The organism is Tunturiibacter gelidiferens, assembly GCF_051013345.1.
GTDB classification, from domain to species: Bacteria; Acidobacteriota; Terriglobia; order Terriglobales; family Acidobacteriaceae; genus Edaphobacter; species Edaphobacter gelidiferens_A.
Genome location: NZ_CP132939.1, coordinates 4,782,313 through 4,803,500 on the forward strand (window position 1 = coordinate 4,782,313; position 21,188 = coordinate 4,803,500).

Sequence of the window (21,188 nt, forward strand, 5' to 3'; positions counted from 1 at the left end):
CTCGGAGGGGGACTGACTTCAACTTGGATGGAGCGTGCCGGCGCTTTCTAAGGCGGCTTCGCGACGGAGCTTTCGCACTCGCATCCAGAACGCAATCCCGACGAGTCCCTGAAAGATGACCTGACTCGCACACATGCCCAACATGACTCCGTTCAACCCAAGTCTACGAGCGAGGGGGCCGGCTAACGCTGCGGAGAACGCGATCAGTACCGGATAGGTCCAGAAGATGGGGGCGGTGTACTCGAGCGCCTGCAGACCGTAGCGCAAGGGGCCCGAGACGAAGATGATCAGGTACATGAACGCGTATAAACGAAGAACGAAACCGTCAGAGGAGTACTTGGTTCCGTAAGCAAGTTTCAGCCAGAAGGTAGGAAACATTGCCACAATGCCTGTGAAAGCCAGGGTTACGGCGCCCCATTGCAGGAAGATGCGCTTGACGTAACGCAACATGGCGTCGACGCCGCCCAGACGCATCTGCCGCGCTGCTTCGGATGGCACGACGTTATCGAGACCCAGAAACCAGACGTGCGCGACGCCTACGATGTTCTGTGCGGCGCGCAGAAGAGCTGAGGCTGCGGCCCCGTAGTAAATCGGAGCTGCCATCTGAAACAGATTGCCCGCTCCCCACTGCATAAAGGCTGAGGGTGCGAGCCATCGAGACATACGCCAGTGCCTGAGAAAGACTGTTCGAAGAGCATGACGGCTAAAGGTGACGGTTTCGTACCAGCGGAGGCACGAGAGGAATCCTGCGAATGAGGTTGCGGCGATGATCCAGAGCATCGTGGACAGCTTCGCGCCGTGGTGGCGCGAGATCCAGAAGATGATAGGCACCTGAGTGAGGTAGCTCACGATATCGGTGACCAGGGCCCGTTTGCTCTGGCGGGTGCAGAAGAAGTAGCGGCGGAGGAACTCCTGAAGCAGGTAGGCGATCGTCGCCCCGCTGAGCGGAAGGGCCAAACCTCCCACTCCCCATTGGGGGAAGAACTTTGTGGAGCCCCACACGGAGAGAAACATAACGAACGCCACCAGCAGACTGAAGGCAATCTCCTGTACAAGGACCGCGCCATAGTACGCGGGGCGGTCTTCCTGCTCCTGTTTCGGCCCGACGCTCATCATGGGCGTCACAATCATTGCGTACTGGAGGCTGTTAGCGAACAATACGGCTACCCATCCCAGAGCAAAGACGCCATAGTCGCGAACCCCGAAGGCGCGGGCGAGAAGAACGTTGGTGATAAAGTTTGCACCACTGACCAGCCCCTGGTCGAAGAGTGCAGCAGGCGTTCGGCCGCCGCCGATCCGGGCGAGGGATCGAGACAAAAAAGTCTGCTTGATTTCAGAAGTTTCAGTGCGCAATGGATCCTCTGCGTGCGTTTATGGCTTGCGAAAACAACGCCGGGGCGCCCTGGTCATCAGGAGATATCCAAAGGCAACAGCCGAATGCTCTTATTGAATCCATGAATTGGGTTAAAGATATCACCGCACAGGAACGGTTCCTATGCGCCTACTTCCTGAGGTACGGAGTGACTCAGGGGCCGCGACCTCTTCTTGAGCTTGCGTGGTGATAATTTCTCTGCGCCACCCACGAGCCCTATGAATGTCAGCAGAAAAATAGCACCGGGTCGGGTGTAAATGTAGGTGAGGTTTGGACCTCCGAGAGATCTGACAGTGAAGAGGATCATTAAGAACAGGAAAAAAACTTGATAGAGACCGCGGTATGCGGTTCTGAAACCTGTCCAGAGGGCTAGGCCGTAGATACAGAGGGCCAGAATAGCCGCGAGAATGCCACCACTCACAAAGGCGTGGAGATACTCGTTATGTGCGTGAGGCGGAATCCAGTGTGTGTAGATCCAGTGATCGCGGAGCGCGTTTTTGGCGCCCACGACGTAGCCGTATCCGAGGACTGGCCTATCACGGATCGCTTCGATGGCTGATTGCCACACGCGGGTTCTGTCGTTCAGAGTGGCCAGTGAGTTGGCGTTCTGGCCTCGGGAGACATACTCGATGATTGTGCTTCGAAACAGAATACCGAGTGCTGCAAGAACCGCCGTGGAGATGATTGTGCCGATTCGTAGAACGAATTTTCCGGAGAAAAAGATGGCGTAGAGAAGGATCAAGATCAGAAAGCTAAGCTGCTCGATGCGCGTACGGGCCAGGACCAGGGTCACAAAGGCGAGGACGCACCCGCAAAATTTGATGAGGCCGCGAGGGAAGAAAAAAGAGCGTAGAAGAAAGCCGCAACAGAGAGTGTGGCGAGGTAGGACGGAGACAGAAATTCGCCGCCGAGCTGCGCGTGCGCGCTGGTCATCTCTCCATCGCCGGCGCCACCGTAGACTTGTGACGACATGAACGGAAGCACGATGTAAGTCATTGCGATCCATATCCAGGCGACACGGCCGATCAGGTGAGCCATCAGTTCCGTTCTGCGATCTGCGGGCGTGCGGGTGTAGAGCGCGAGGACGAGAGCGAAGGCAAGAACCCACTCGTACATGCGGTAGAGACTGATGAGGATGTCACTGTAGGCGGGGGCGTGAGGCGACTGACAGGCTGAAGAGCTGTAGACAAAAGCATCTGGAGGACGAGGACGATCCAGAGCCAGTTGCCAATGTGCACTTTGCGGCACAATAGCGGACGACGCCCCAGAATCACGATGACGACGAGAACGTAACTCGCCAGGAAAGTAATCAGCATGGCGCTGAGCGACGTCAGGTTGAACAGCCCTTGCGCGTGCGTTCGGCCGGTTACGTCGAAATGAATGAAGTTCGGTACTCCCACGAGGTAGATCAACGTCGCCCAGTACAGAAGGGGATTCTGCTTTTGCAATGGGTAGGGTTGAGCTGCTGTCATAAAGAATTCCGTCCTGTTCGAAGACCAGTGGCGCCGGCGTCAGTCTGCATTAGAAACAAATGATCGCGTTTTCGGCTCGATATACAGTCGCAGAGCTGAGATAACGATATGCCGGCGTCAGCTGGTTGCGAAGCAAAATGGCGGCTGAACCCGGCGAGAGTGTCCTAGTGATAGACGTAGAGGGCGGCCTGCGACGTACTTGCGAAGAGTCCGCTCGTCAAAACTGTCTTCGTCTTGCTGATCGGCACATAGATCAGGTCTTCCGCCTGTAGCCGGGGTGGGGGAATCTTTCCCTTCTCGATGTCTCTGTATGCGAGAGGGGTCTCCTGAACCCTTCCGTCCGGCAGCTTGCGGATCAGCCGCATCGAGCTGACCGCGGCGTTGATGGTCGTTCCGTAGGCGAGGGAGAGAGCCTGAGTGAGACTGAGTTCGCCTCCCTCCTGCATGATGTAGCCCCCTGGCCTGTTGACACCGCCGAGTACGTAAACGATACCAGCCCGCCGCACCGTGACTGTGTCCCCGGGGCGAACCTTCGTATCCACCAGCGTCATGTCGTCGGAGCTGCGGGAGTAGTGAACCATCTCTTTCTGCGGAGAGACGCCTTCGGGGTGACGGATCTCGATGGAGTTTCCGGCCAATTGGGTTTCGCCGCCGGCAAGGGCGATGATGTCCTCGAGGCTATGCGGTGCGAGCAACTCGATTCGTCCGGGATTGTGCACTTCGCCCAGAACACTAACGTTCGAGCCTGCGTATTGGCTGACGTTCAGATTGACCTGCGGATTGTTGAGGATCTTTCCGTCCTTGAGACGTGCCTCGATCGCTGCGGCAGCCTGGGTCATCGTCTGACCTGCCACGTGGATTGATCCGACCATGGGGAGAGTGATGTCTCCATGGGTGTCGATGCGGACGTCTGTGGACAGTTCGGGCGCGTCGTACACTTCCATGCTGAGAAGAAAGCCCGGCGCGAGTTGCAGTCCGGAGAAATCCTCAGGGACCACGGTCAGGGTTGTCAATCTTCTCCTGGTGGTCGGTTCCGTGTCGCCGGCTCCGGGGCCGTCGAAACTGCTGGTCCCACCTACCTTTTGAGGGGCGAGTTGAGCGTGGGCGGTAGGCGATGAGAACGCAAAGGCACCTAGAAATACCGGTGCGAGAACCATTTTTCCATAAAGACTAGATAGTCGCATGAACCTGACCTTCCTCTTGTCTGGAGTAGCTGTAGCCATGAAACCCGTCAGCGGTCGGATTGCGAACATCATTCAGGAGAACACCCAGTACAGGGGTGTTGGCGTGGTGAAGGCTGTCAATCAGATTTGAGAGTACCGACTGGGTTGTGTTGCGTGAGCGTACCACTGCGATCGTTCCGCCAACCTTACTGGCGATGATGGAGGTGTCTGTGACCGACAAGATCGGTGGACTGTCGATCAGAACGTAGTCGTAGTCGGCGGCGCAGACCCGCAGGAGAGCGTCGAATGTCTGCGACTCGAAGAATTCGGCTGGGAACTCGGGCGGACGCCCGGCGGGGAGCATGAAGAGGTTGGGCAGTGCAGTGTGCCGTACGACGCCAAGAATCTCTGCTCTGGTGACGGGGTCCTGGAGGTCGCTTACGCCGGGAGAGATCGCGCATCCGAAGAGGCGATGCAGATCCGGGTTGCGAAGATCGCAATCAATGAGCAGGACTCGTGCGCCCTGCTGAGCGAAGGCCACTCCAAGGTTGTAGACCGCCGTCGTCTTGCCGTCGCGGCCTGCGGCGCTTGTGACAAGCAGCGTCCTGGAGCCGATGGATGGGAGGGCACGCAGGATTGAGGTTCGAATAACGCGAAAGGCCTCGGAAAAAGGAGCCTTTGGAGCGTCGATCAACTTGCTGTCTCCACCCGCCACGGTGAGCAAGCTCTTGGTTTGCATTCTGGGGACATAGCCAAGCATGCGAAGTCCTGCGATCTTCTGCAGATCGCGGGGTCTGCGCACCGTCTCATCGAGACTCTCTCGCAGGAAGGCGGAAGAGATTCCGAAGAACATTCCTATGCCGGCGATCAGAGAGATACTTCAGATAGTTGGGTACGGCCGGGGTGCCCGAGGGACGAGCCTGATCGGCGATATCGATGCGGGTGGCGCGAACGCCGGATGCCAGACTGGCAGTCTGGAGCTTCGAAAACAGGTTCTCGTAGAGAGTTCGATTGGAGTTTGCTTCCTGAGCCAGGACCTGGAGATGGACGGTGGAGTCAGCCATCTCATTGGCGGCGGACTGTTGCTTGACGAACTGTTGCCGGATGGTGTCTTCGTTCTGCTTTGCGTAGAGATAGGAGTTCTCTGCGCGCTTGCTGATGCGGGCCAGTTCGGCGTGCATCTGCTGACGAACGGCGTCGAGCTGCTGCTGGGTTTGCGCGAGGCGCGGGTTATTGGCGCCGTACTTGACCGCGGCTCCTGCGTACTCCTGAGCGAGCTCTGCCTCCTGGGTCCGGAGTGAGCGGACGAGTTGAATCCCGCCATCCGCGGTCAGTGCGCCTCCACCACCGCCTGATACGCTCATCGATCCCAGGCCAAGTACAACCTCAGGATCCTGCGATTGAACGAGGTGGAAGACGGTCTCCGCAGAGATGCGGTTGGACTCTGCAGTGGTGAGCTCCTGGTTGAGGCCGAAGAGTCGATCGGTCACGGTGCTATGAGGCGACACACCAACACTGGCGGCGTTGTCGCCGGGACCACCACCGGAGAGTTGCACGCCGGCCAAACCGGATTCTCTCTGGTAGTCAGCCAACTTCTGTTCGGATTCTTCGACCTGCTTCTTCAGGTCATCGAGCTGTTTTCGCAGCCAAAAGGATGATTGAATCGTTGAATTGTGGCGGCGATCCATTGCGCTCTCGATAAATTTCTGCGAGATGGCATTAGCGACGTTTGCGGCTACGATCGGGTCGGGGTTTTGAAAGGTAACGGTGATGAGGCGCGTGTCCGGCGGTGACTCCACTGTGAGGCTCTTCGCGAAGCGTTTGATCAACTTTTCGCGGGTGAGCGGCGCCTGATCGAGAGGCTTGTCTTTCTCAGAGGCGACGATGGCCTTGTCGAAGGGACGAGTGTGGGTGAGATTGAGGTCGCGTATGACGGCCAGCGCGAGCCCATCACTCTCGAGCACGCTGATGTCGGTTTCTATCTCCGCCTTCAGTTCATCGGCGGTGGGCGAAGCGGCTCCCGTGTCGGTGGAGACATTTGCGCTGTTATCTTCTTTGTTGATTTCGATGATGGCCGTGGAAGCATACTTCGGCGTTATCAAGAGGCAGACCAGCAGGCCCAGAAGAAAGATACCGAGCGTTACGAGAACGACAGTCTTCCATCGCCGGCGCAGAACCCGGAGGACGCCCGAAAGCGTCTCGTATTCGGAAGGGCTCGATCCGAAGAGAGCGTCCTCGGACAACGTATCTAGTGCCGCAGGCTGATGTTTGGAGAGAGAAGGGTGTGGCTGAAGTGCACTCATAGCAATAATCCTTTTTGCATTCTCCCCGGCCGGAGGTAGCTGATCGGGGGAATGCTATGAATTGTGCTAGCTCAAGAGCAACACCCTCTTGAGACTCGAGGGCTGAAAATCTTACAGTGCAGATCAGATAGTTATTCATGAATGATACCACAGGACTTATGGGTCTCCTCGAACATCTGTGACGTAATAGCCCCACGAGAGCTATCGATTTGAACGTTGCAGCAGAGCCTGGATTGTCATCGATATCGCGTAGCCAACCATGATTCTGAAGCGCCGCTCTGGGTTTCGGTTCCGTGTAAAACCTTCTTTCGAATGCCGATCTGTTCAAATGGTGTAACAAATAAAATGGTGTAACTAATTTCCTGACTAAATTCTTGTCGAAGAGCTTGTTACTCCTCGATACGTTGGTCATGCTGTAAGACTGACTTTACCTCAGGAAGGTACCTGTTTCTTTGTTACGCCGGCTGCGAATGATGGGTATTAATACATTGGTGAAAGATATCCATAAGCTGTCGATAATTTTGATCCTCGGTGTAGGCAGCAAGATATTTGGCTCGAGCCTGAACCCGCATTAGGTTCAGACGCTCGGAGTCTGCCATAAGGATGCTTACAGCGGAAGCTAGGCCCTTCTTATCGGCGGGGTTGTACAGGAGACCGGTTACACCATCGTCAACCATCGCCTTCATCGGCGGGGTCAAGGCGGCAATTACCGGCGTCCCTTTGCAATATGCCTCGACGATGGTGCGGCCGAAGGGCTCATACCACTCCGAAGGGAAGATGAGGAAAGCGGCTTTGGCGAGATAGTCGCATACTTCTGTTAGCGACTTTCGTCCGAGATACTCGATCCTGCGATCAGCTTCTGATGCCTGACGGACGACGGACTCAAGGGGGCCATCGCCGATGATCTTCAAAGAGACTGATGGCGGAACGTCAGGCCAAGCATTCAGAAGCGAGCGAACACCCTTCTCCTCAGTCAGACGGCCCACATATAAACCGTAGCCGCCGGAACCGTCGCCGATACCACTGTCCGAGATGAAGTTCGGCTTCACAATAATTCTCTCTTCAGGAAATCCACCTGCGACGAGCTGCTGCTTCACGAAGCTGCTGACGGCGATGTAGCGATCGACAGAGTCTGTCCAGACGCCGCGGAGATGAGCGTACGCGTTGCTGGCGACGACGGCAGCCGACTGGAGATAGCTCTGGCGATAGCACCGATGCTGAATGGCTGCGAGGGCAACTTTGCTCCCGACGCATGTAGTACATACGTGCCCGTCGCGGAACAGATTGGCGGAAGGGCAGATGAGCCGGTAATTTCGTACGGAAAGAGCGGTGGGGACACCCAGAGCCTTCGCAGCGTTGAAGACAGACGGCGAAAGGAGAGGGAAAAATTATCTACCTTCACGAGATCCGGCTTTGTCGATCGAATCAGGTCTTTCACTCGATCGGCCTCTCTCGTGTTCCAGACAGAACGCAGGCCGACAGTGATCAAGCTTTCCGATTTTATTTCAGCATTGTCGAGCGTGTAATCGATAACTTCCTCTCTGCGAGACCGAAGCATCGCGATCTCCTGCTCTCGAGATTCATCTTCTCCACCTCGATAGATGTATCTATTGTGTAGAAACAGAATCCGCATCAGGCCTCAAAATCTAACTGTATTTTCACTGTAACGTAGTCGCTTCGCTTTCGCATTGGAGAGAAATTGTTGCAGGTGGCATAGGAAGATACTCTCATCGACATCACAAAGCTTCCACAGTGAAGTGAGATGCAGATGGGACACGATGCTTGTCAGCCCTCAGTGAGGAGGCTTGATATCCCCTGGAACCACTTGATCGAAGCGAGAGTTATCGGATCCTCTGACGAACGAAATCGTAGAAGACGGGAGGAGTCCACTGCCGAACCAGACTGCGTACCGTGGGCTTCGGTCGGTAGCAATCCGGAGCGTACAGGGAGCTGTGCACACCCTTCTCTTTGCCGAGGATGCTGCCGGCGGTGTTGTAGTAGATCATGAAGGAATAGCGTGACCTTCCAGTGGGTTCAACTACCGGGTTGATGCCGTGGTAGGAGGTCTCCGAGATATTCATGAGCAGAGTTCTGTTGAAGAGGGGCTCTATCTCCGCCTCTTTACGGCTGGCATCCTCGTTCCACAGTTCGAGTTGTCCGCCGTACTCCGGGGTCCAATCATGGTTGAGATAGATGATAAGAGCAAGACGGCGAATCAGCCCGCTGGTGATGTCGGCGTTGGAATCGATGTGAACATCGAACTTTCCCTTTGGCGGAATAATGCTGTAGCCGGCCCCGTGCATATAGGGGTCAGGCAGGAGATTCCAGATTCCCGTGATCTCCGAGAGGAGATAGAGAAACGGAGCTGAGTGGAGCAGAGCTACCAACTGAAATCCGGCTGGTCCAAGCCCCGCTGCGGACTTCTGCCCGAGCTTTTCCAGGTTTTGGGTATTGTGGTGGACCCAGTCCGATTTTTGGTGTGGGACATCTCTTCAAGGACTGCCGTCAGTTGCTCCGAATCGAACAAGTTATCGATCGTGAGATAAGGAAATGGCCGGTTATTATGATACCGATTGGCTAAGCTGGATGAACTCTCCGAAAGAGAGAGCTGGTCGAGCAGCCTGGACACATCACGGATACCCGTTTCGTTTTGCATATTTCTCCGTCGCACGGAACGCAAGAAGCTGCTTTATCAATAGAACATTATAGTTCTGTACCGCGGTTGGAGCCGGTTAAAGCGTGCCGCCCTAGGTACGAATGGAACGAAAGTTCCCAAGGAAGTAGCAATTTTTTAGCAACATCACTTCTTCTTCATGTGCAATTTACTTTCCTCCCGGCGGATTTCTTCACTTTTCCAGATCAACTGAGTGTCTGGCACCTGGGTTGTTAGCATTTTCAAGTCCAAACCCGCAAAGCCCTGTAGTGCAACTCCAAACCCGGCCATCGCACTCTCCAAGAGGTGTTTCTGGGGCACTTCTATCGGAGTTGTTCCTATATTTGGTAGATTGGATTCCTCTCCCTCCGTCCGGCCCCAGAATTGCTTCTGGTGGTTGAGATAGACGAGCCACCGACGAACATGAGAAGGCCTTCTCGGACCGTCCGCTTCATTGTCGAGTTCTGTTCGTTTGGTTACCCTAGTGATGTGTGGTAATCAGCTTTTCCCTTGTCGGCTTCGCATCATAACTGGCTTTACAGCGTTAATGAAAAGGGGCTGGACCTATGACACCACCCAACAGGAGAATTTTTTAGAGTTGGTGGAGTTTGGCGATATTTGTTTATTGTTTGGCAGCTTAGGCGGTGCGTATGCCTTTACGTCCGGCCACCGCTTCTTTGGATTTCTCGACTCCCTCGAGACACGTCATCCGATACAGGTCTTCCTTGGGACATTGGTATTGGCGGTAGTATGGCACGGAATACTTCGGTCGAATAAGTTTTATCGATCTCGAAGAGTGGACGGGTTTGTTAGAGAGGTTATGGATGTTTGCATTGCGAGCATCCTTTGCGCGCTGTCCTCCTGCGCCTGGTTGTGGTTGGTGTGCTCCCACTCGAAACACAGCATCGCAGAGATTGGTTTTATCAGCGCGGTTTTTGGATTGATCAGCTTCGCCATCTTCGTATCGACTCGGCTTATCGGGCGAGCTTTGGCGCGTGTTTTCCGTGCGAAGGGCTACAACCTTCGCCATGTTTTGGTGGTCGGGACGAATCGGCGCGCCCATGGGTTTGCGCAGGATGTAGCACTTCACCCGGAGTGGGGTTACCACGTTCAGGGTTTCGTCGACGATCAATGGTGGTCTGAGGAGACGGTCGAGTCCAACGCAGGAGATTTGCTGGGAGGATTGGATTCGATCCCGGCTCTGCTGCGAACGCTTCCGGTTGACGAGGTGATTGTCGCCCTGCCACTGGCATCGTTCTATCAGCAGATAGCGGAGATTGTCGCTTCATGTCGCGATCACGGGATTGCAGTGCGAAGCATAGGAACGTTCTTCGACCAGGAACAGACGAAACGAACCGCGTCTCTGCAGAGAGGGGTAGGCACGATCACTCTGCATGATGAGTCGTGGAACGCATGGGGTTCCATGATAAAGCGGCTGACCGATGCCGTCGTGTCGGCGGTGCTGTTGCTGGCGCTGGCTCCGGTCTTTCTCCTCGTTGCCGCGTTGATCAGGTTGACCTCAAAGGGTCCCGTCTTCTTTCGTCAGACCCGGATTGGTTATGGAAAACGACCTTTCGAGATTCTGAAGTTCAGAACGATGGTGGTGGATGCCGAGAAACTCATGGCTCAGGTTGAGCATTTGAATGAGACAAACGGCCCGACCTTCAAGTTGAAGGACGATCCTCGTATTACGCCGTTGGGTACGTTTCTGCGCAAGTCGAGTCTTGATGAGATTCCTCAACTCATCAATGTATGCCTTGGAGACATGAGTCTTGTTGGTCCGCGGCCACTTCCGGTGAGAGATTATGAAGGGTTCTCGAAGGATTGGCACAGGAGGCGATTCAGCGTCAAACCTGGAATTACATGCTTGTGGCAGGTAATGGGTCGAAGCTCAATCAGCTTCGATGAGTGGATGGCTCTGGATATGCGTTACATCGACCAGTGGTCGGTGTGGCTTGATATCAAGATCCTGTTTCAGACGATTCCCGCAGTTTTTCGTGGCTCTGGAGCCGTGTAGTCACTACCCTGACGGACTTGGCTGCTCATTGTGGGACCAGCGTGGAGTGAGCAGACTTATCTTCGGCGGGTGAAGATGGAGAAAGATTCCGAGAGAATTGAGGCAGATAAGCCTTGAGTCTACTCGGAATCTTTTTTGCGTGTAGATTCGCGGAGCGCGGTGAGTTGCGGGTGTAGGAGCTTGGCTGTGAGCGAGCGGGTGAGGGCTTCGACGGCGTCACGCTGTTGTGCGGTAAGGTCGGCGAGTTTGGATTGAGAGCGGGCTAGTTCGGCCTGACGGAGCTGCTCGGCTTGTTGCTGAAGGGCTTTGATGGCGGGGACGGCGTCGCGGGACTGGAGACGCTCCTGATACTTGTCTACTTCCCTGCTGACGATACTCTCGGCTGTGGCGGCTTCGCGGCTGCGATCGGCTAGATTTGCAGCAGCTACCTGCTGGAGATCGTCGATGTCGTAGACGAAGCAGCCTTCGACCTCGTTCATGCGCGGGTCTACGTCGCGGGGTACGGCGATGTCGATGAAGAACATGGGGCGGTTGCGGCGGCGATGGAGGAAGTGCTGGCCGTGAGAGCGTCCGAATATTTTTGAGGCGCGCCAGTGGAGGTGATGACGATGTCGGCGCGGTCTGCCTGCTCGTAAAGCGCCTCGAAGGAAATGGCCTCGGTGTGAACGGTGAGGCTGCTAAAGTCGGCAGCTATTTTTTCCGCGCGAGACTGGGTGCGGTTGGTGACGAGGATGGAGGATGCGCCTTGTTGGATGAGGTGGCGGGCGGCCAGCTCGGACATTTTGCCGGCGCCAACGAGGAGCACGGTTTTTCCGTAGAGAGAGCCGAAGATCTTCCGAGCGAGATCGACGGCTACCGAGGCGATGGAGACGGAGCTTGAACCGATCTGCGTTTCGGTACGGATCTTTTTGGCGACGGTGAAGGTGCGTTGCATCAGGGCTTCGAGGTGGGTCGAAACTGCGCCGGCGTCGCGGGCGACGGTGTAAGCCTCTTTCACTTGGCCGAGGATCTGGGGTTCGCCGACGACCATGCTGTCGAGCGAGCTGGCGACGCGGAAGAGATGGCGGACGGCTTCGCGCTCGCGGAACTCGTAGAGATGAGGCTGGATGTCGTGCGGGGGGACGGCGAAGTACTCGTGAAGGAAGCGGAGGAGGTCGGTTTTGGCCTGTGGTGGCGTGGATTCGGCGTCGTCCTGAAGGGTGAGGAGTTCGACCCTGTTGCAGGTGGAGAGGATGAGGCCTTCGCGGACGCCGGGCTGGTGGAGAAGGGTGCGGGTGGCGTCGGCGAGGCGCTCGGCGGGGATGGCGAGGCGCTCGCGTACCTCGATGGGCGCGGTGTTGTGGTTAATGCCGAGGAGGACCAGACGCCCCTGTGTGGATGTGGGCTTGGATTGGTTCATGGGGCGGTGAACCTGTGGACCGCGGAGAACTGGTTAGCCGCCCAGACCGCGAGCACGATCAGGAAGACGAAGCTGGAGAGGTAGACGGCGCGGCGCCCGCGGAGACCGGAGATGCGGCGAATGTGGATCATCGCTACGTAAACGAGCCACATAGCGAAGGCGAGAAGGATTTTGGGATCGCGGAAGTAAGTAGCTCCGACGGTGGCCTGGGCTATGAGCGAGCCGATGAGAAGACCGGCAGTCATGCAGGGAAGGCCGAACAGGAGAGCTTTGAGGGCGATCTGATCGGTGGTTTCAAGCGGCGGCAGCCAGGAGATGGTTGGGGACTTTTGCTTGAGGAGGCGCTCTTGAACCAGATAGAGAAGAGAGGCCAGGAGGGAGAGAAGAAGGGCGGCGTAGGCAGCGAGAAGGAGAGCTACGTGGAGGAAGATCCAGCCGGTGTGGAGGATGGGGAAGGCGGTGCTTTCCTGGCCTGGGTGGAAGGCTGGGACCAGGCCGAGAAGAAAGCAGATAGGCAGGAGGAAGATGCCGAGGGAGACGGTGCGATACCGGGCATAGACGAGCAGAAAAGCCAGAGCGAGCAGGAGGCCGAGAAAGGATTGAGTTTCGTGGGTGTCGACCGGGAGACGATGGTGGGCGGCGTTGAGCATCTCTGCCAGCGAGACGAAGTGGAAGAAGACGGCGGCTACGGTGGCGGGGATGGCGATGTGACGCCAGCGGGGGCGGTCGTAAAGGGCCGCCGGCAGTACCGCAAGCGCGGCGATGCCGTAGAGTAAGACCGCGACTCTGAGCCAGAGGAGGGACATAGGTGACGTACTGAAAGCTGCTTCGCGGAGGTTTCCGCAAACATTAAGTATATCGCTTATGAGTTTGATTCCGCGTGTCTGCGGACGGTTTCGCGCAGTCTCATGGGGACGCAGGTCTGCTTGCGAAGGAGGTGGGCGTGATTCTTATTGACTTGCGAGGAGGATTGTCAGGAGACGTAGCTTTGATGAGGCTATCGTTTGATGAGGCTATTGATGGCCGACGTAATGGGTGATCGACGCGCCGATCCCGGCTACCGAATGGGGATGAACATCTCGTGGATGCGATAGATTCCGTACGCGAGGAAGAGCCAGACAATCAGGGAACAGAGAAGGCCGAAGACGATTCCGGCGGCGGCGCTCGAACCTGTGCTGAGACGTTGTTCGGGGTTTTTTCGGTTTTGGTTCGGTTTGAAGAAGTGAGGTTCAGGCTTATCCCCACAGGCATTGTCGCTCTGGCCATGATCGTGTCCTTTTGGAACGAGGACGAGACTACGGGGATGAACGTTCGATAAGACATCCCTCAAACGATGTAGGTTGGTTCTACTCGACACGGCTCGCCCGAGAGAAGGTAGATCTGGTCTGTTTCCTTGAGGTTATAAATTCAAGAGTTGGCCAGGATGCGATAGACCCACTGCGAATCGCTGCTCGGCGAGGCTTGTGCGATGGCGACCAGACTTTCATGTTGATCGCTCAGGCTGCATGCCGGGTCGGTGTTTGCAGCGTCGCCGGTCAGCTGAAAGGCCTGACACCGGCAGCCTCCGAGGTCTATCTCTCTGCGGTCACAGGTGCTGCATGGCGGTTTCATCCAATCGTGTCCGCGAAAGCGGTTGAAGGCTGGAGAGTGGTTCCACAGCCACTCCAAGGTATGAGTGCGGACTGAATCGAACTCCATGCCGGGGATGATGGCGGCGGCGTGGCATGGGAGAGCGAGGCCGGCGGGGTCGATGAGCATCATCTGGCGGCCCCAGCCGCCGACGCAGGTTTTGGGATAGCGCGCGTAGTAGTCCGGGAAGACGGCCTGGAGTTGAATTCGGCCGCTCAGTCGTGACTGCGCTTCGTTGATCAACTGCACGGAACGTTCAACCTGGCTTGGGGTGGGCATGAGTTTACCGCGATTTTTAGAGCCCAGCCGTAGTACTGCACGTGAGCGACTTCGATCCTCTGCGGCTCAAGTGACTCCGCGAGAGCGAGGATGGCGTCGAGACGATCCAGATTGCCGCGATGCACCACCACGTTGACGGTGAAGGCGATGTCTTGTTGGCGGATGAAGGCAGCGAGCTTCAGTTTGTGGGCGTGGGCGCGGGCGCCTGCGAATTCGTTGGCCCTTTCTTCGTCCGCATCCTGAAGGCTTAGCTGGATGTGTTCAAGGCCTGCGTCTTTTAGTTCGGCCATGCGGTCGGGGGTTAGGCCGAGGCCTGAGGTGATCATGTTGACGTAGAGGTTCGCTTCCCTTCCCGCGGCGACGAGCTTTGCTATGTCGGCGCGTGCGAGTGGTTCGCCGCCTGTGAGATGGAGATGGAGGACGCCCAGAGCGGAGGCTTGGTGGAAGACTCTGGTCCAGTCTTCGGTTGTTAGCTCCTGGTCGGCGGACTGCATCTGGAGGGGTTGGAGCAGTAGACGCAGTGCAGGGGGCAGCGATGGGTGATTTCGGTTACGAGCGAGAGTGGACCGGGGAGTGTCGACATATTTGGCTTACAAGGAAATTGTATGCTGGCTCGGTTCGCCCTGCGCGGGCGGCGGTCACTTCGTGACTTGTATACCCCTTCGGTTGGCGCTCCCGTTGGTCGCGATCAGAGGCGAAGCCGGTATACATGTCACGAAGTGACCGCTCCGCGCGTAGCGGTCCCGGCCGGAAGGCCATCTAGTCGTTGTAGAGGAGGACGCTGCGTGCGTGGAGTTTTTCGAGGAACTGCTTTACCTCGGCGGCGATTTGTGACGAGTCGGTTGCGGTGTGCTTCTGTTGGAGAAGGGTTGCGATTGCTTCGACGGAGCGCTGTCCGTCGATGAGGGCGATGATCTCGCTGGCTGCGCCTTTGAGTCGAAGAGCGCCTTCGGGGACTAGAAGCATCGCTTCGTCAGGCGAGACGATACGGACGCGACAACCTACTGCGAGACGCGGGATTCTGGTGTCTGCAAGGGGTTCGCTCATGATTCCTCGGGACGAAAGACGTCGGGTTGTGGGGGAGCGATCCGGGTTCGACGTAGCAGTATTGGAGGGCGTCGAGTTGGGCCCAGAGTAGTGCGCATTTGCGCTCGAGCGAACGGACTACCAACGATTGGAGGTTCGGAGTGTCGGCGTGTTCGGCAGCGTAGTCGAAGGCGAAGGCTGCGTCTTCGGGAGCTTGCGTGAGTCGGCCGTGGAAGTACGCGAGACCATTTTGCAGCCAAGGGTAGTATTTGGCTAGAGCGTCCATGCGCAAGGCTATGAGTTGGCCGGCGAAGAGTTCGGTGAGCGAGGAGGAGACGGCTTCGAGCAGAGTGCTGTTGGTGACTAGATCGATGTAGGCGTCGACTGCATAGCGAACGCCGGGGAGGATGGCGTGGGTACTGATGACGTAGTTGCGGTCGAGTCCCGCGGCCTCTGCTAGTTGCAGCCACTTTTCGATGCCACCGACACCGGTGTCACCATCGTGGTCGATGATTCGTTTTCGCCAGGCGCGACGCAAGGCTACATCTTCGGACTTCGAGAGAATGATGGCGTCTTTGATGGGGATGCGGCTCTGGTAGTAGTAGCGGTTGAGCACCCAGGCCTGCATCTGGCCGCGTGTGAGCTGGCCTGCGTGCATAAGCAGATGGAAGGGATGCTGGTGGTGATACATCGCCTCGCCTACCTGCTGGAGGCGCTGGCGCAGCTCGGTCTTACTCAGCAGAACCGGCTCTGTTTGATCTAAAGCGTTATCTCTAGTCCGTCCCATGCCACTTCCCAGCCTGCGTCTTCGACCGCGCGACGCTCTGAACTTTGATCCTGCAAGATCGGGTTTGTGTTGTTGATGTGAGTGTAGATTTTGCGAGTGTCTTTGAGGTCCTTCAGAGTTTCGAGTGAGCCGTGTGGACCGTTGATTGGAAGATGGCCCATGGAGCGAGCTAAGGGTGTTCCGGGTTGGATTCTTTGAAGTTCGTCATCGGTCCAGAAGGTTCCGTCAATGAAGATAGTGGAACATGTGGAGAGGAGCTGCTTCAGGGGAGCGGACACAGACAGTAGCGCGGGGAGATATGCGGCGCGGACGCCCCTGGAGTCTTCGAGGATGAGTCCGATGGTCGCGCCGGTTGGGTCGAGAGTGGTGCGGTCTGCTTCGCTGATGTAGGTTGGGAGGCTGTTGGATAGCGCGATTGGGGTGCAGGTGAGGCCACCGCCTGCTTGAAAGCTGACGTCCGGTTCAATCTCGGTCCAACGGGATTGTCCGGGGAGACGGTCGAGCATCTGGAAGAAGCTGTTTTTTCAGGATGCTGATGACCGGGCAGGTGGCATAGATGCGGACGGGGGTGAACTCGCGCATCAGGAGGAGACCGAGGACGTGGTCGAGGTCGGCGCTGGTGAGGATGACTCCGGCGACGGGGTGTTGCGCAGACCCTTGATGGGGTCTGGGTGAATTTCGGAGTTGTTGATGAGTTGTTGGCGAAGGTCGGGGGAGGCGTTGATCAGGAACCAGGTGTCGTCATCTGCCGTGACGGCTAGTTGAGACTGGGTTCTGGGTTGGATGTGCGGCTGGTTGTTGCGAAGCGCGAAGCAGTTTGGGCAGGTGCAGTTCCATTGCGGAAGGCCGCCACCTGCGGCGGCCCCCAGGACTTTAATGCGCACGAAGACTCGGTCTTAGAGTTCTACGGGAGCGTAGGAGTTGATCTCGCAATTGAGGGAGACTTCTTCAAAGTCGGGCGTGGCCCAGGTCGGCTGTGTCATTTGGGTAGAACCTCTCGTGGAAGATCTAAGACTGCTGGTTGTAAGTGTACCGTATCGGGCGATTGCTTGCCAGGAAACGGCGTGCTGCGCGCACGGCGCGATCTGCCATCGAGGCTGACGCGCCTTCGGCGCCCTTACTGTTGTGTGATTATGAATGGGATGGCGAATGAGACAACGACGACGTTGGCGGGTGATGCGGCTGGGGCGACGCCTGCGATGCGGCAATATTTTGCGGCGAAGGAGCAGTATTCCGACTGCCTGGTGTTCTGCAGAATTGGGGACTTTTATGAGCTGTTCTATGAGGATGCAATTCTTGTCTCGCGTGTGCTGCAACTAACGCTGACGGCGCGAGATCGCGAGAAGAAACAGCCGATGTGCGGGGTTCCTTATCACGCGGCTGAGGTGTATCTGCAGAAGCTGCTGCGCATGGGGTACAAGGTTGCGCTGCTGGAGCAGATGGAAGATCCGAAGCTGACCAAGACGGTGGTGCGGCGGGAGGTGACGCGGGTGCTGACGCCGGGGACGGCGCTTGATCCGGCGTTGGGGGCGGAGCAGAGCAATTATCTGGCGAGTGTAGCGGCGTTGGGTACCGGGACGACGCAGAGCGGAGCTCAGGCTTGCGGGTTGGCGCTGCTGGATCTTTCGACGGGGGAGTTTCGGGCCACGGAGTTTCCTGGAGCCGGTGGATGGGCGGCGCTTGTCGATGAGCTGGGGCGTGTGAGGCCGGTTGAGTTGCTGTACGGGTCTGGGTTGCTGGGTGGGGTGAATCTGGCTGGAGAGAGCGAGACGGCAGCGGGATTGGATGCGATTCGGACGAAGACGGCGGTGGAGGAGTGGGTGTTTACGGCAGAGTATGCGGTGCCGCTGGTGAGGAATCACTTCAAGGTGCATTCGCTGGATGGGATGGGGTTGGGAGGACATGAGGCGGCGACGGTGGCGGCTGGGGCCCTGCTGCACTATATGCGGGCGACCAAGCAGGGCGCGTTGGAGCATGTGGATGGGCTGCGGTTTTATGAGCGGTCGACTTGTTTGGAGCTGGATGCGGTGAGCGTGCGGAATCTGGAACTGGTAGAGCCGCTGTTTTCGGGCGAGTCGGCGCAGACTACGCTGTTTTATACGATGGACGCTTGTTGTACGCCGATGGGAAAGCGGCTGCTGCGGGCTTCGTTGTTAAGGCCGGCGAGTGGGTTGGGGGAGATTGAGGCGCGGCTGGAGGCGGTAGGTGAGGCGGCGGCAGATTTGCGTGGGCGCGAGGAGCTGCGGCGGTCGATGGACGGCGTGCTGGATCTGGAGAGGCTGCTGGGGCGGGTGGCGCTGGATTCGGCTGGACCGCGAGAGGTGATGGCGCTGGCGAAGACGCTTGGATGTTTGCCGGGAGTGGTTGCGGCGGTGAAGGCGTTTGATGCGGCCCGGTGGGGGAGTTGGGAGAGAGCGTCGATCCGCTGGAGGATCTGCACGAGATGATCGTGCGGACGATTGCAGAGGAACCGCCGGTGTCGATTGGAGATGGTGGGGCGATTCGGGTCGGGGTGGATGCGGAGCTGGATGAGTTGCGGGAACTGAGCAGGAGCGGGCGCCAGGCGCTGGCGGCGATTGAAGAACGGGAGCGCGAGAGAACCGGGATCGGGTCGCTGAAGGTGCGGTTTAACAATGTGTTTGGCTACTACCTTGAGGTGACGAAGGCTAATGCGAAGGCGGTACCGGCGGATTATGAGCGGAAGCAGACGCTGGTGAATGCGGAGCGATTTACGACGCCGGAGTTAAAGGAGTATGAGACAAAGATTTTGACCGCGCAGGAGCGGAGCGGAGAGATCGAGAGAAAGATCTTTGCGGAGTTGCGGCGGCAGTTGCTGGAGTCCGCGGGGCGGATGCGGGAGACGGCGAGGAAGATTGCGGAGATTGATCTGCTGGGGTGTTTCGCTCATCTTGCAGCGCTGCGAGGGTGGGTGAGGCCGCAGGTCGAGGTGTCGGGTGTGCTGGAGTTTGTGCAGGCACGACATCCGGTGGTGGAGAGGCGGATGGAGGAGTCGGGTGGGGGGCGGTTTGTGCCGAACTCGGTGCATCTGGATGCGGATGCGGGGCCGGCGGTGCTGCTGATTACAGGGCCGAATATGGGAGGAAAGAGTACGTATCTGCGCATGGCTGCGCTGCTGGTGGTGATGGCGCAGATGGGGAGCTTTGTTCCGGCGGAGGGGATGCGGCTGGGGTTGGTGGATCGGATCTATACGCGGATTGGAGCGAGCGACAATGTGGCGCGTGGTCGGTCAACATTCATGGTCGAGATGACGGAGACGGCGGCGATTTTGAATACGGCGACGAACCGCTCGCTGGTGCTGCTGGATGAGATGGGGCGCGGGACGGCTACCTATGATGGTTTGAGTTTGGCCTGGGCTACGGTAGAGCATCTGCATGATCGGATTGGAGCAAGGACTCTGTTTGCGACGCACTATCATGAGCTGACGCTGCTTGCGGATCGGCTGGCGAGGTTGACGAATCTGCGCGTGACGGTGAAGGAGACTGCGGGGGGATTGTGTTTTTGCATACGGTGGAGGCTGGGCCTGCTAGTAAGAGCTATGGGATCGAGGTTGCGAGGCTGGCGGGTTTGCCGGCGGGTGTGATTGCGCGTGCACGCGAGGTGCTGAAGGTGCATGAGCGTGCAGAGTCGCAGCAGGTCAGGGAGGCTTCGCCGACACAGTCGGTGCAGATGCAGATGACGATGTTTACGCCGCTGTCGCAGAGGATCGTGGATCGGCTGGCGGAGGCAGATGTGGATGGGCTGACTCCACGTGAGGCGTTGAACCTGCTGGCGGAGTTACAGAGGGAGTTGAAGGGGAGTGCTTAGTTGTGGCAGTTCGTGTTGTATCTGGATTCTGAGGAGGGCTGATTGACGAAGGCGTTGGTGGTGGCTGGAGTGATGAGTGGGACCTCCGCGGATGGGGTGGACGTTGCGATCTGCAGGATTTCGCCTGCGTCGGTGGCTGGTGGGACGCCTCGGATCAAGCTGCTGGGTCATTTGGGTATGGCGTATCCGAAGAACTTGCGGGCGGCGGTGCTCTCTGCTATGGACGCCGATGCGATTTCGGTGGCAGAGCTTGCGCGGCTGAACTGGCGATTGGGTGAGATGTATGCGGAGGCCGTGGCGAAGGCGCAGGAGAAGTTTGGAGTGAAGGTGAATCTGGTGGGTTGTCATGGCCAGACGGTGTACCACCAGGGGGCTTCGGAGAGGTATCTAGGGAAGGCTACGAGAGCTACTTGGCAGATGGGAGAAGCAGCGGTGATCACGGAGCAGCTGAGGATTCCCGTGGTGAGCGACTTCAGGCCGGCCGATCTGGCTGCGGGAGGACAGGGGGCTCCGCTGGTGCCGATGCTGGACTACTGCATGTTCCGCTCTGCAAAGGTCAGTCGGGTTTTGCTGAACCTTGGCGGGATTGCGAACCTTACGGCTATTCCCGCTGAGGCGGGAGTGGATAGGCTGATGGCGTTCGATACAGGTCCTGGAAATATGGTGATCGATGCCTGTATGAAGAGACTGTATGAGCGGGACTTTGACCGTGGAGGTGCGGTGGCTCGGACAGGGCACGTGTTGCAGGAGGTGGTGGAGGCGATTCTGAAGGAACCATACTTCTCTTCTCTGCCGCCAAAGTCCTGCGGGCGAGAGCAGTTTGGGGAGACGTTTGTGTCGCGGTTTATTGCGATGTGTCGCAAAGCTGGTGGGAGTGAGGATCGAGATGAAGACGTGGTGGCTACGGCAACTGCGTTGACGACTGCGTCGGTTTTGAAGGCTTATCAGAAGTTTGTGTGGGGACACGTGGGACAAGCTGCGCCGTTGTCGCCAGTGGAGTTTGTGATTGCAGGTGGTGGGACGAAGAATGCTTTGTTGATAAAGATGTTGACCGAAGAGCTTCGACCGATGGGAGTGAAGGTGCGGTTGATGGAGGAGTTGGGGATTCCGGCGCAGGCTAAGGAGGCTGTGGCGTTTGCACTGTTGGCCTGGTTGAGCAGGAACGGACTGCCAGGGAATATCCCGGCGGCTACTGGAGCGCAGAGGGCTGCGGTATTGGGTAAGGTGACGCATGGATAGTAAGACAAAAGGCGTGAGTTCAGG

General features: G+C 57.5%; 20 protein-coding genes and 2 pseudogenes. 3 read left to right on the forward strand and 19 right to left on the reverse strand.

Annotated features, from left to right (window positions below; translation table 11 throughout):
• Window positions 1-18: 18 nt before the first annotated feature.
• The 9 genes from RBB80_RS24030 to RBB80_RS24070 all read right to left on the reverse strand — a co-directional run bounded on the left by RBB80_RS24030 (window position 19) and on the right by RBB80_RS24070 (window position 9,254).
• Entirely contained in the window at window positions 19-1,317 is a 1,299-nt protein-coding gene (locus RBB80_RS24030) for a lipopolysaccharide biosynthesis protein (RefSeq protein ID WP_433964844.1), read from the reverse strand.
• A 176-nt stretch (window positions 1,318-1,493) separates the two neighbouring features.
• Window positions 1,494-2,165, reverse strand: coding sequence for an O-antigen ligase family protein (locus RBB80_RS24035; RefSeq protein ID WP_433964845.1), 672 nt, complete (start codon window positions 2,163-2,165; stop codon window positions 1,494-1,496).
• Window positions 2,162-2,620 carry a hypothetical protein gene (locus RBB80_RS24040; protein WP_433964846.1) on the reverse strand — a complete coding sequence of 153 codons (459 nt, stop codon included), beginning with the start codon at window positions 2,618-2,620 and terminating at the stop codon, window positions 2,162-2,164. Before RBB80_RS24040 ends, RBB80_RS24035 begins: the two co-directional genes overlap by 4 nt.
• Before the next feature lie 388 nt (window positions 2,621-3,008).
• Window positions 3,009-4,028 (reverse strand): polysaccharide biosynthesis/export family protein, encoded by a 1,020-nt coding sequence (locus RBB80_RS24045; RefSeq protein ID WP_433964847.1) that lies wholly within the window; start codon window positions 4,026-4,028, stop codon window positions 3,009-3,011.
• Window positions 4,015-4,860 carry a CpsD/CapB family tyrosine-protein kinase gene (locus RBB80_RS24050; RefSeq protein ID WP_433964848.1) on the reverse strand — a complete coding sequence of 282 codons (846 nt, stop codon included), beginning with the start codon at window positions 4,858-4,860 and terminating at the stop codon, window positions 4,015-4,017. Before RBB80_RS24050 ends, RBB80_RS24045 begins: the two co-directional genes overlap by 14 nt.
• On the reverse strand, window positions 4,814-6,310 hold the full coding sequence (locus RBB80_RS24055) for a GumC family protein (protein WP_433964849.1): 1,497 nt from the start codon (window positions 6,308-6,310) through the stop codon (window positions 4,814-4,816). Before RBB80_RS24055 ends, RBB80_RS24050 begins: the two co-directional genes overlap by 47 nt.
• 455 nt (window positions 6,311-6,765) lie before the next feature.
• Window positions 6,766-7,407, reverse strand: coding sequence for a glycosyltransferase family 4 protein (locus tag RBB80_RS24060; protein WP_433964850.1), 642 nt, complete (start codon window positions 7,405-7,407; stop codon window positions 6,766-6,768).
• 744 nt (window positions 7,408-8,151) lie between these two features.
• Complete coding sequence (locus RBB80_RS24065; protein WP_433964851.1) at window positions 8,152-8,697, reverse strand: 2OG-Fe(II) oxygenase; 546 nt, start codon at window positions 8,695-8,697, stop codon at window positions 8,152-8,154.
• 413 nt (window positions 8,698-9,110) lie between these two features.
• Window positions 9,111-9,254, reverse strand: a complete 144-nt coding sequence (locus RBB80_RS24070; RefSeq protein ID WP_433964852.1) for a hypothetical protein — start codon at window positions 9,252-9,254, stop codon at window positions 9,111-9,113.
• A gap of 256 nt (window positions 9,255-9,510) precedes the next feature.
• On the opposite strand from RBB80_RS24070, the gene RBB80_RS24075 reads away from it, so the two are divergent.
• Window positions 9,511-10,980, forward strand: a complete 1,470-nt coding sequence (locus RBB80_RS24075) for a sugar transferase (protein WP_433964853.1) — start codon at window positions 9,511-9,513, stop codon at window positions 10,978-10,980.
• A gap of 119 nt (window positions 10,981-11,099) precedes the next feature.
• Here the strand turns inward: RBB80_RS24075 and RBB80_RS24080 are convergent, their stop codons facing one another.
• The 10 genes and pseudogenes from RBB80_RS24080 to RBB80_RS24125 form a co-directional block, all read right to left on the reverse strand.
• Window positions 11,100-11,459 (reverse strand): hypothetical protein, encoded by a 360-nt coding sequence (locus RBB80_RS24080; protein ID WP_433969844.1) that lies wholly within the window; start codon window positions 11,457-11,459, stop codon window positions 11,100-11,102.
• Between the two features lie 6 nt (window positions 11,460-11,465).
• Window positions 11,466-12,379: pseudogene (gene hemA, locus RBB80_RS24085) on the reverse strand (glutamyl-tRNA reductase); the annotation flags it as partial.
• On the reverse strand, window positions 12,376-13,185 hold the full coding sequence (gene ccsA / locus RBB80_RS24090; protein ID WP_433964854.1) for a cytochrome c biogenesis protein CcsA: 810 nt from the start codon (window positions 13,183-13,185) through the stop codon (window positions 12,376-12,378). The pseudogene hemA and the gene ccsA, both read right to left, overlap by 4 nt.
• A 251-nt stretch (window positions 13,186-13,436) precedes the next feature.
• On the reverse strand, window positions 13,437-13,709 hold the full coding sequence (locus RBB80_RS24095; RefSeq protein ID WP_433964855.1) for a hypothetical protein: 273 nt from the start codon (window positions 13,707-13,709) through the stop codon (window positions 13,437-13,439).
• A gap of 77 nt (window positions 13,710-13,786) precedes the next feature.
• Complete coding sequence (locus RBB80_RS24100) at window positions 13,787-14,257, reverse strand: SPASM domain-containing protein (RefSeq protein ID WP_433964856.1); 471 nt, start codon at window positions 14,255-14,257, stop codon at window positions 13,787-13,789.
• A complete protein-coding gene (locus tag RBB80_RS24105; protein WP_433964857.1) occupies window positions 14,248-14,781 on the reverse strand; it encodes a radical SAM protein in 534 nt (177 codons plus the stop codon). Before RBB80_RS24105 ends, RBB80_RS24100 begins: the two co-directional genes overlap by 10 nt.
• A 265-nt stretch (window positions 14,782-15,046) precedes the next feature.
• Entirely contained in the window at window positions 15,047-15,253 is a 207-nt protein-coding gene (pqqD, locus tag RBB80_RS24110) for a pyrroloquinoline quinone biosynthesis peptide chaperone PqqD (RefSeq protein WP_433964858.1), read from the reverse strand.
• Between the two features lie 7 nt (window positions 15,254-15,260).
• Window positions 15,261-16,100, reverse strand: a complete 840-nt coding sequence (gene pqqC / locus RBB80_RS24115) for a pyrroloquinoline-quinone synthase PqqC (protein WP_433964859.1) — start codon at window positions 16,098-16,100, stop codon at window positions 15,261-15,263.
• Complete coding sequence (locus RBB80_RS24120; protein WP_433964860.1) at window positions 16,073-16,606, reverse strand: MBL fold metallo-hydrolase; 534 nt, start codon at window positions 16,604-16,606, stop codon at window positions 16,073-16,075. Before RBB80_RS24120 ends, pqqC begins: the two co-directional genes overlap by 28 nt.
• Window positions 16,563-16,835, reverse strand: a complete 273-nt coding sequence (locus tag RBB80_RS24125; RefSeq protein ID WP_433969846.1) for an MBL fold metallo-hydrolase — start codon at window positions 16,833-16,835, stop codon at window positions 16,563-16,565. Before RBB80_RS24125 ends, RBB80_RS24120 begins: the two co-directional genes overlap by 44 nt.
• A gap of 407 nt (window positions 16,836-17,242) precedes the next feature.
• Between RBB80_RS24125 and mutS the strand changes: the two are divergent.
• Together mutS and RBB80_RS24135 are read left to right on the forward strand one after the other, a co-directional pair.
• Window positions 17,243-19,925 (forward strand): annotated as a pseudogene (gene mutS / locus RBB80_RS24130) (DNA mismatch repair protein MutS).
• Window positions 19,926-19,967: 42 nt separating this feature from the next.
• Complete coding sequence (locus RBB80_RS24135) at window positions 19,968-21,164, forward strand: anhydro-N-acetylmuramic acid kinase (protein WP_433964861.1); 1,197 nt, start codon at window positions 19,968-19,970, stop codon at window positions 21,162-21,164.
• Window positions 21,165-21,188: the final 24 nt, after the last annotated feature.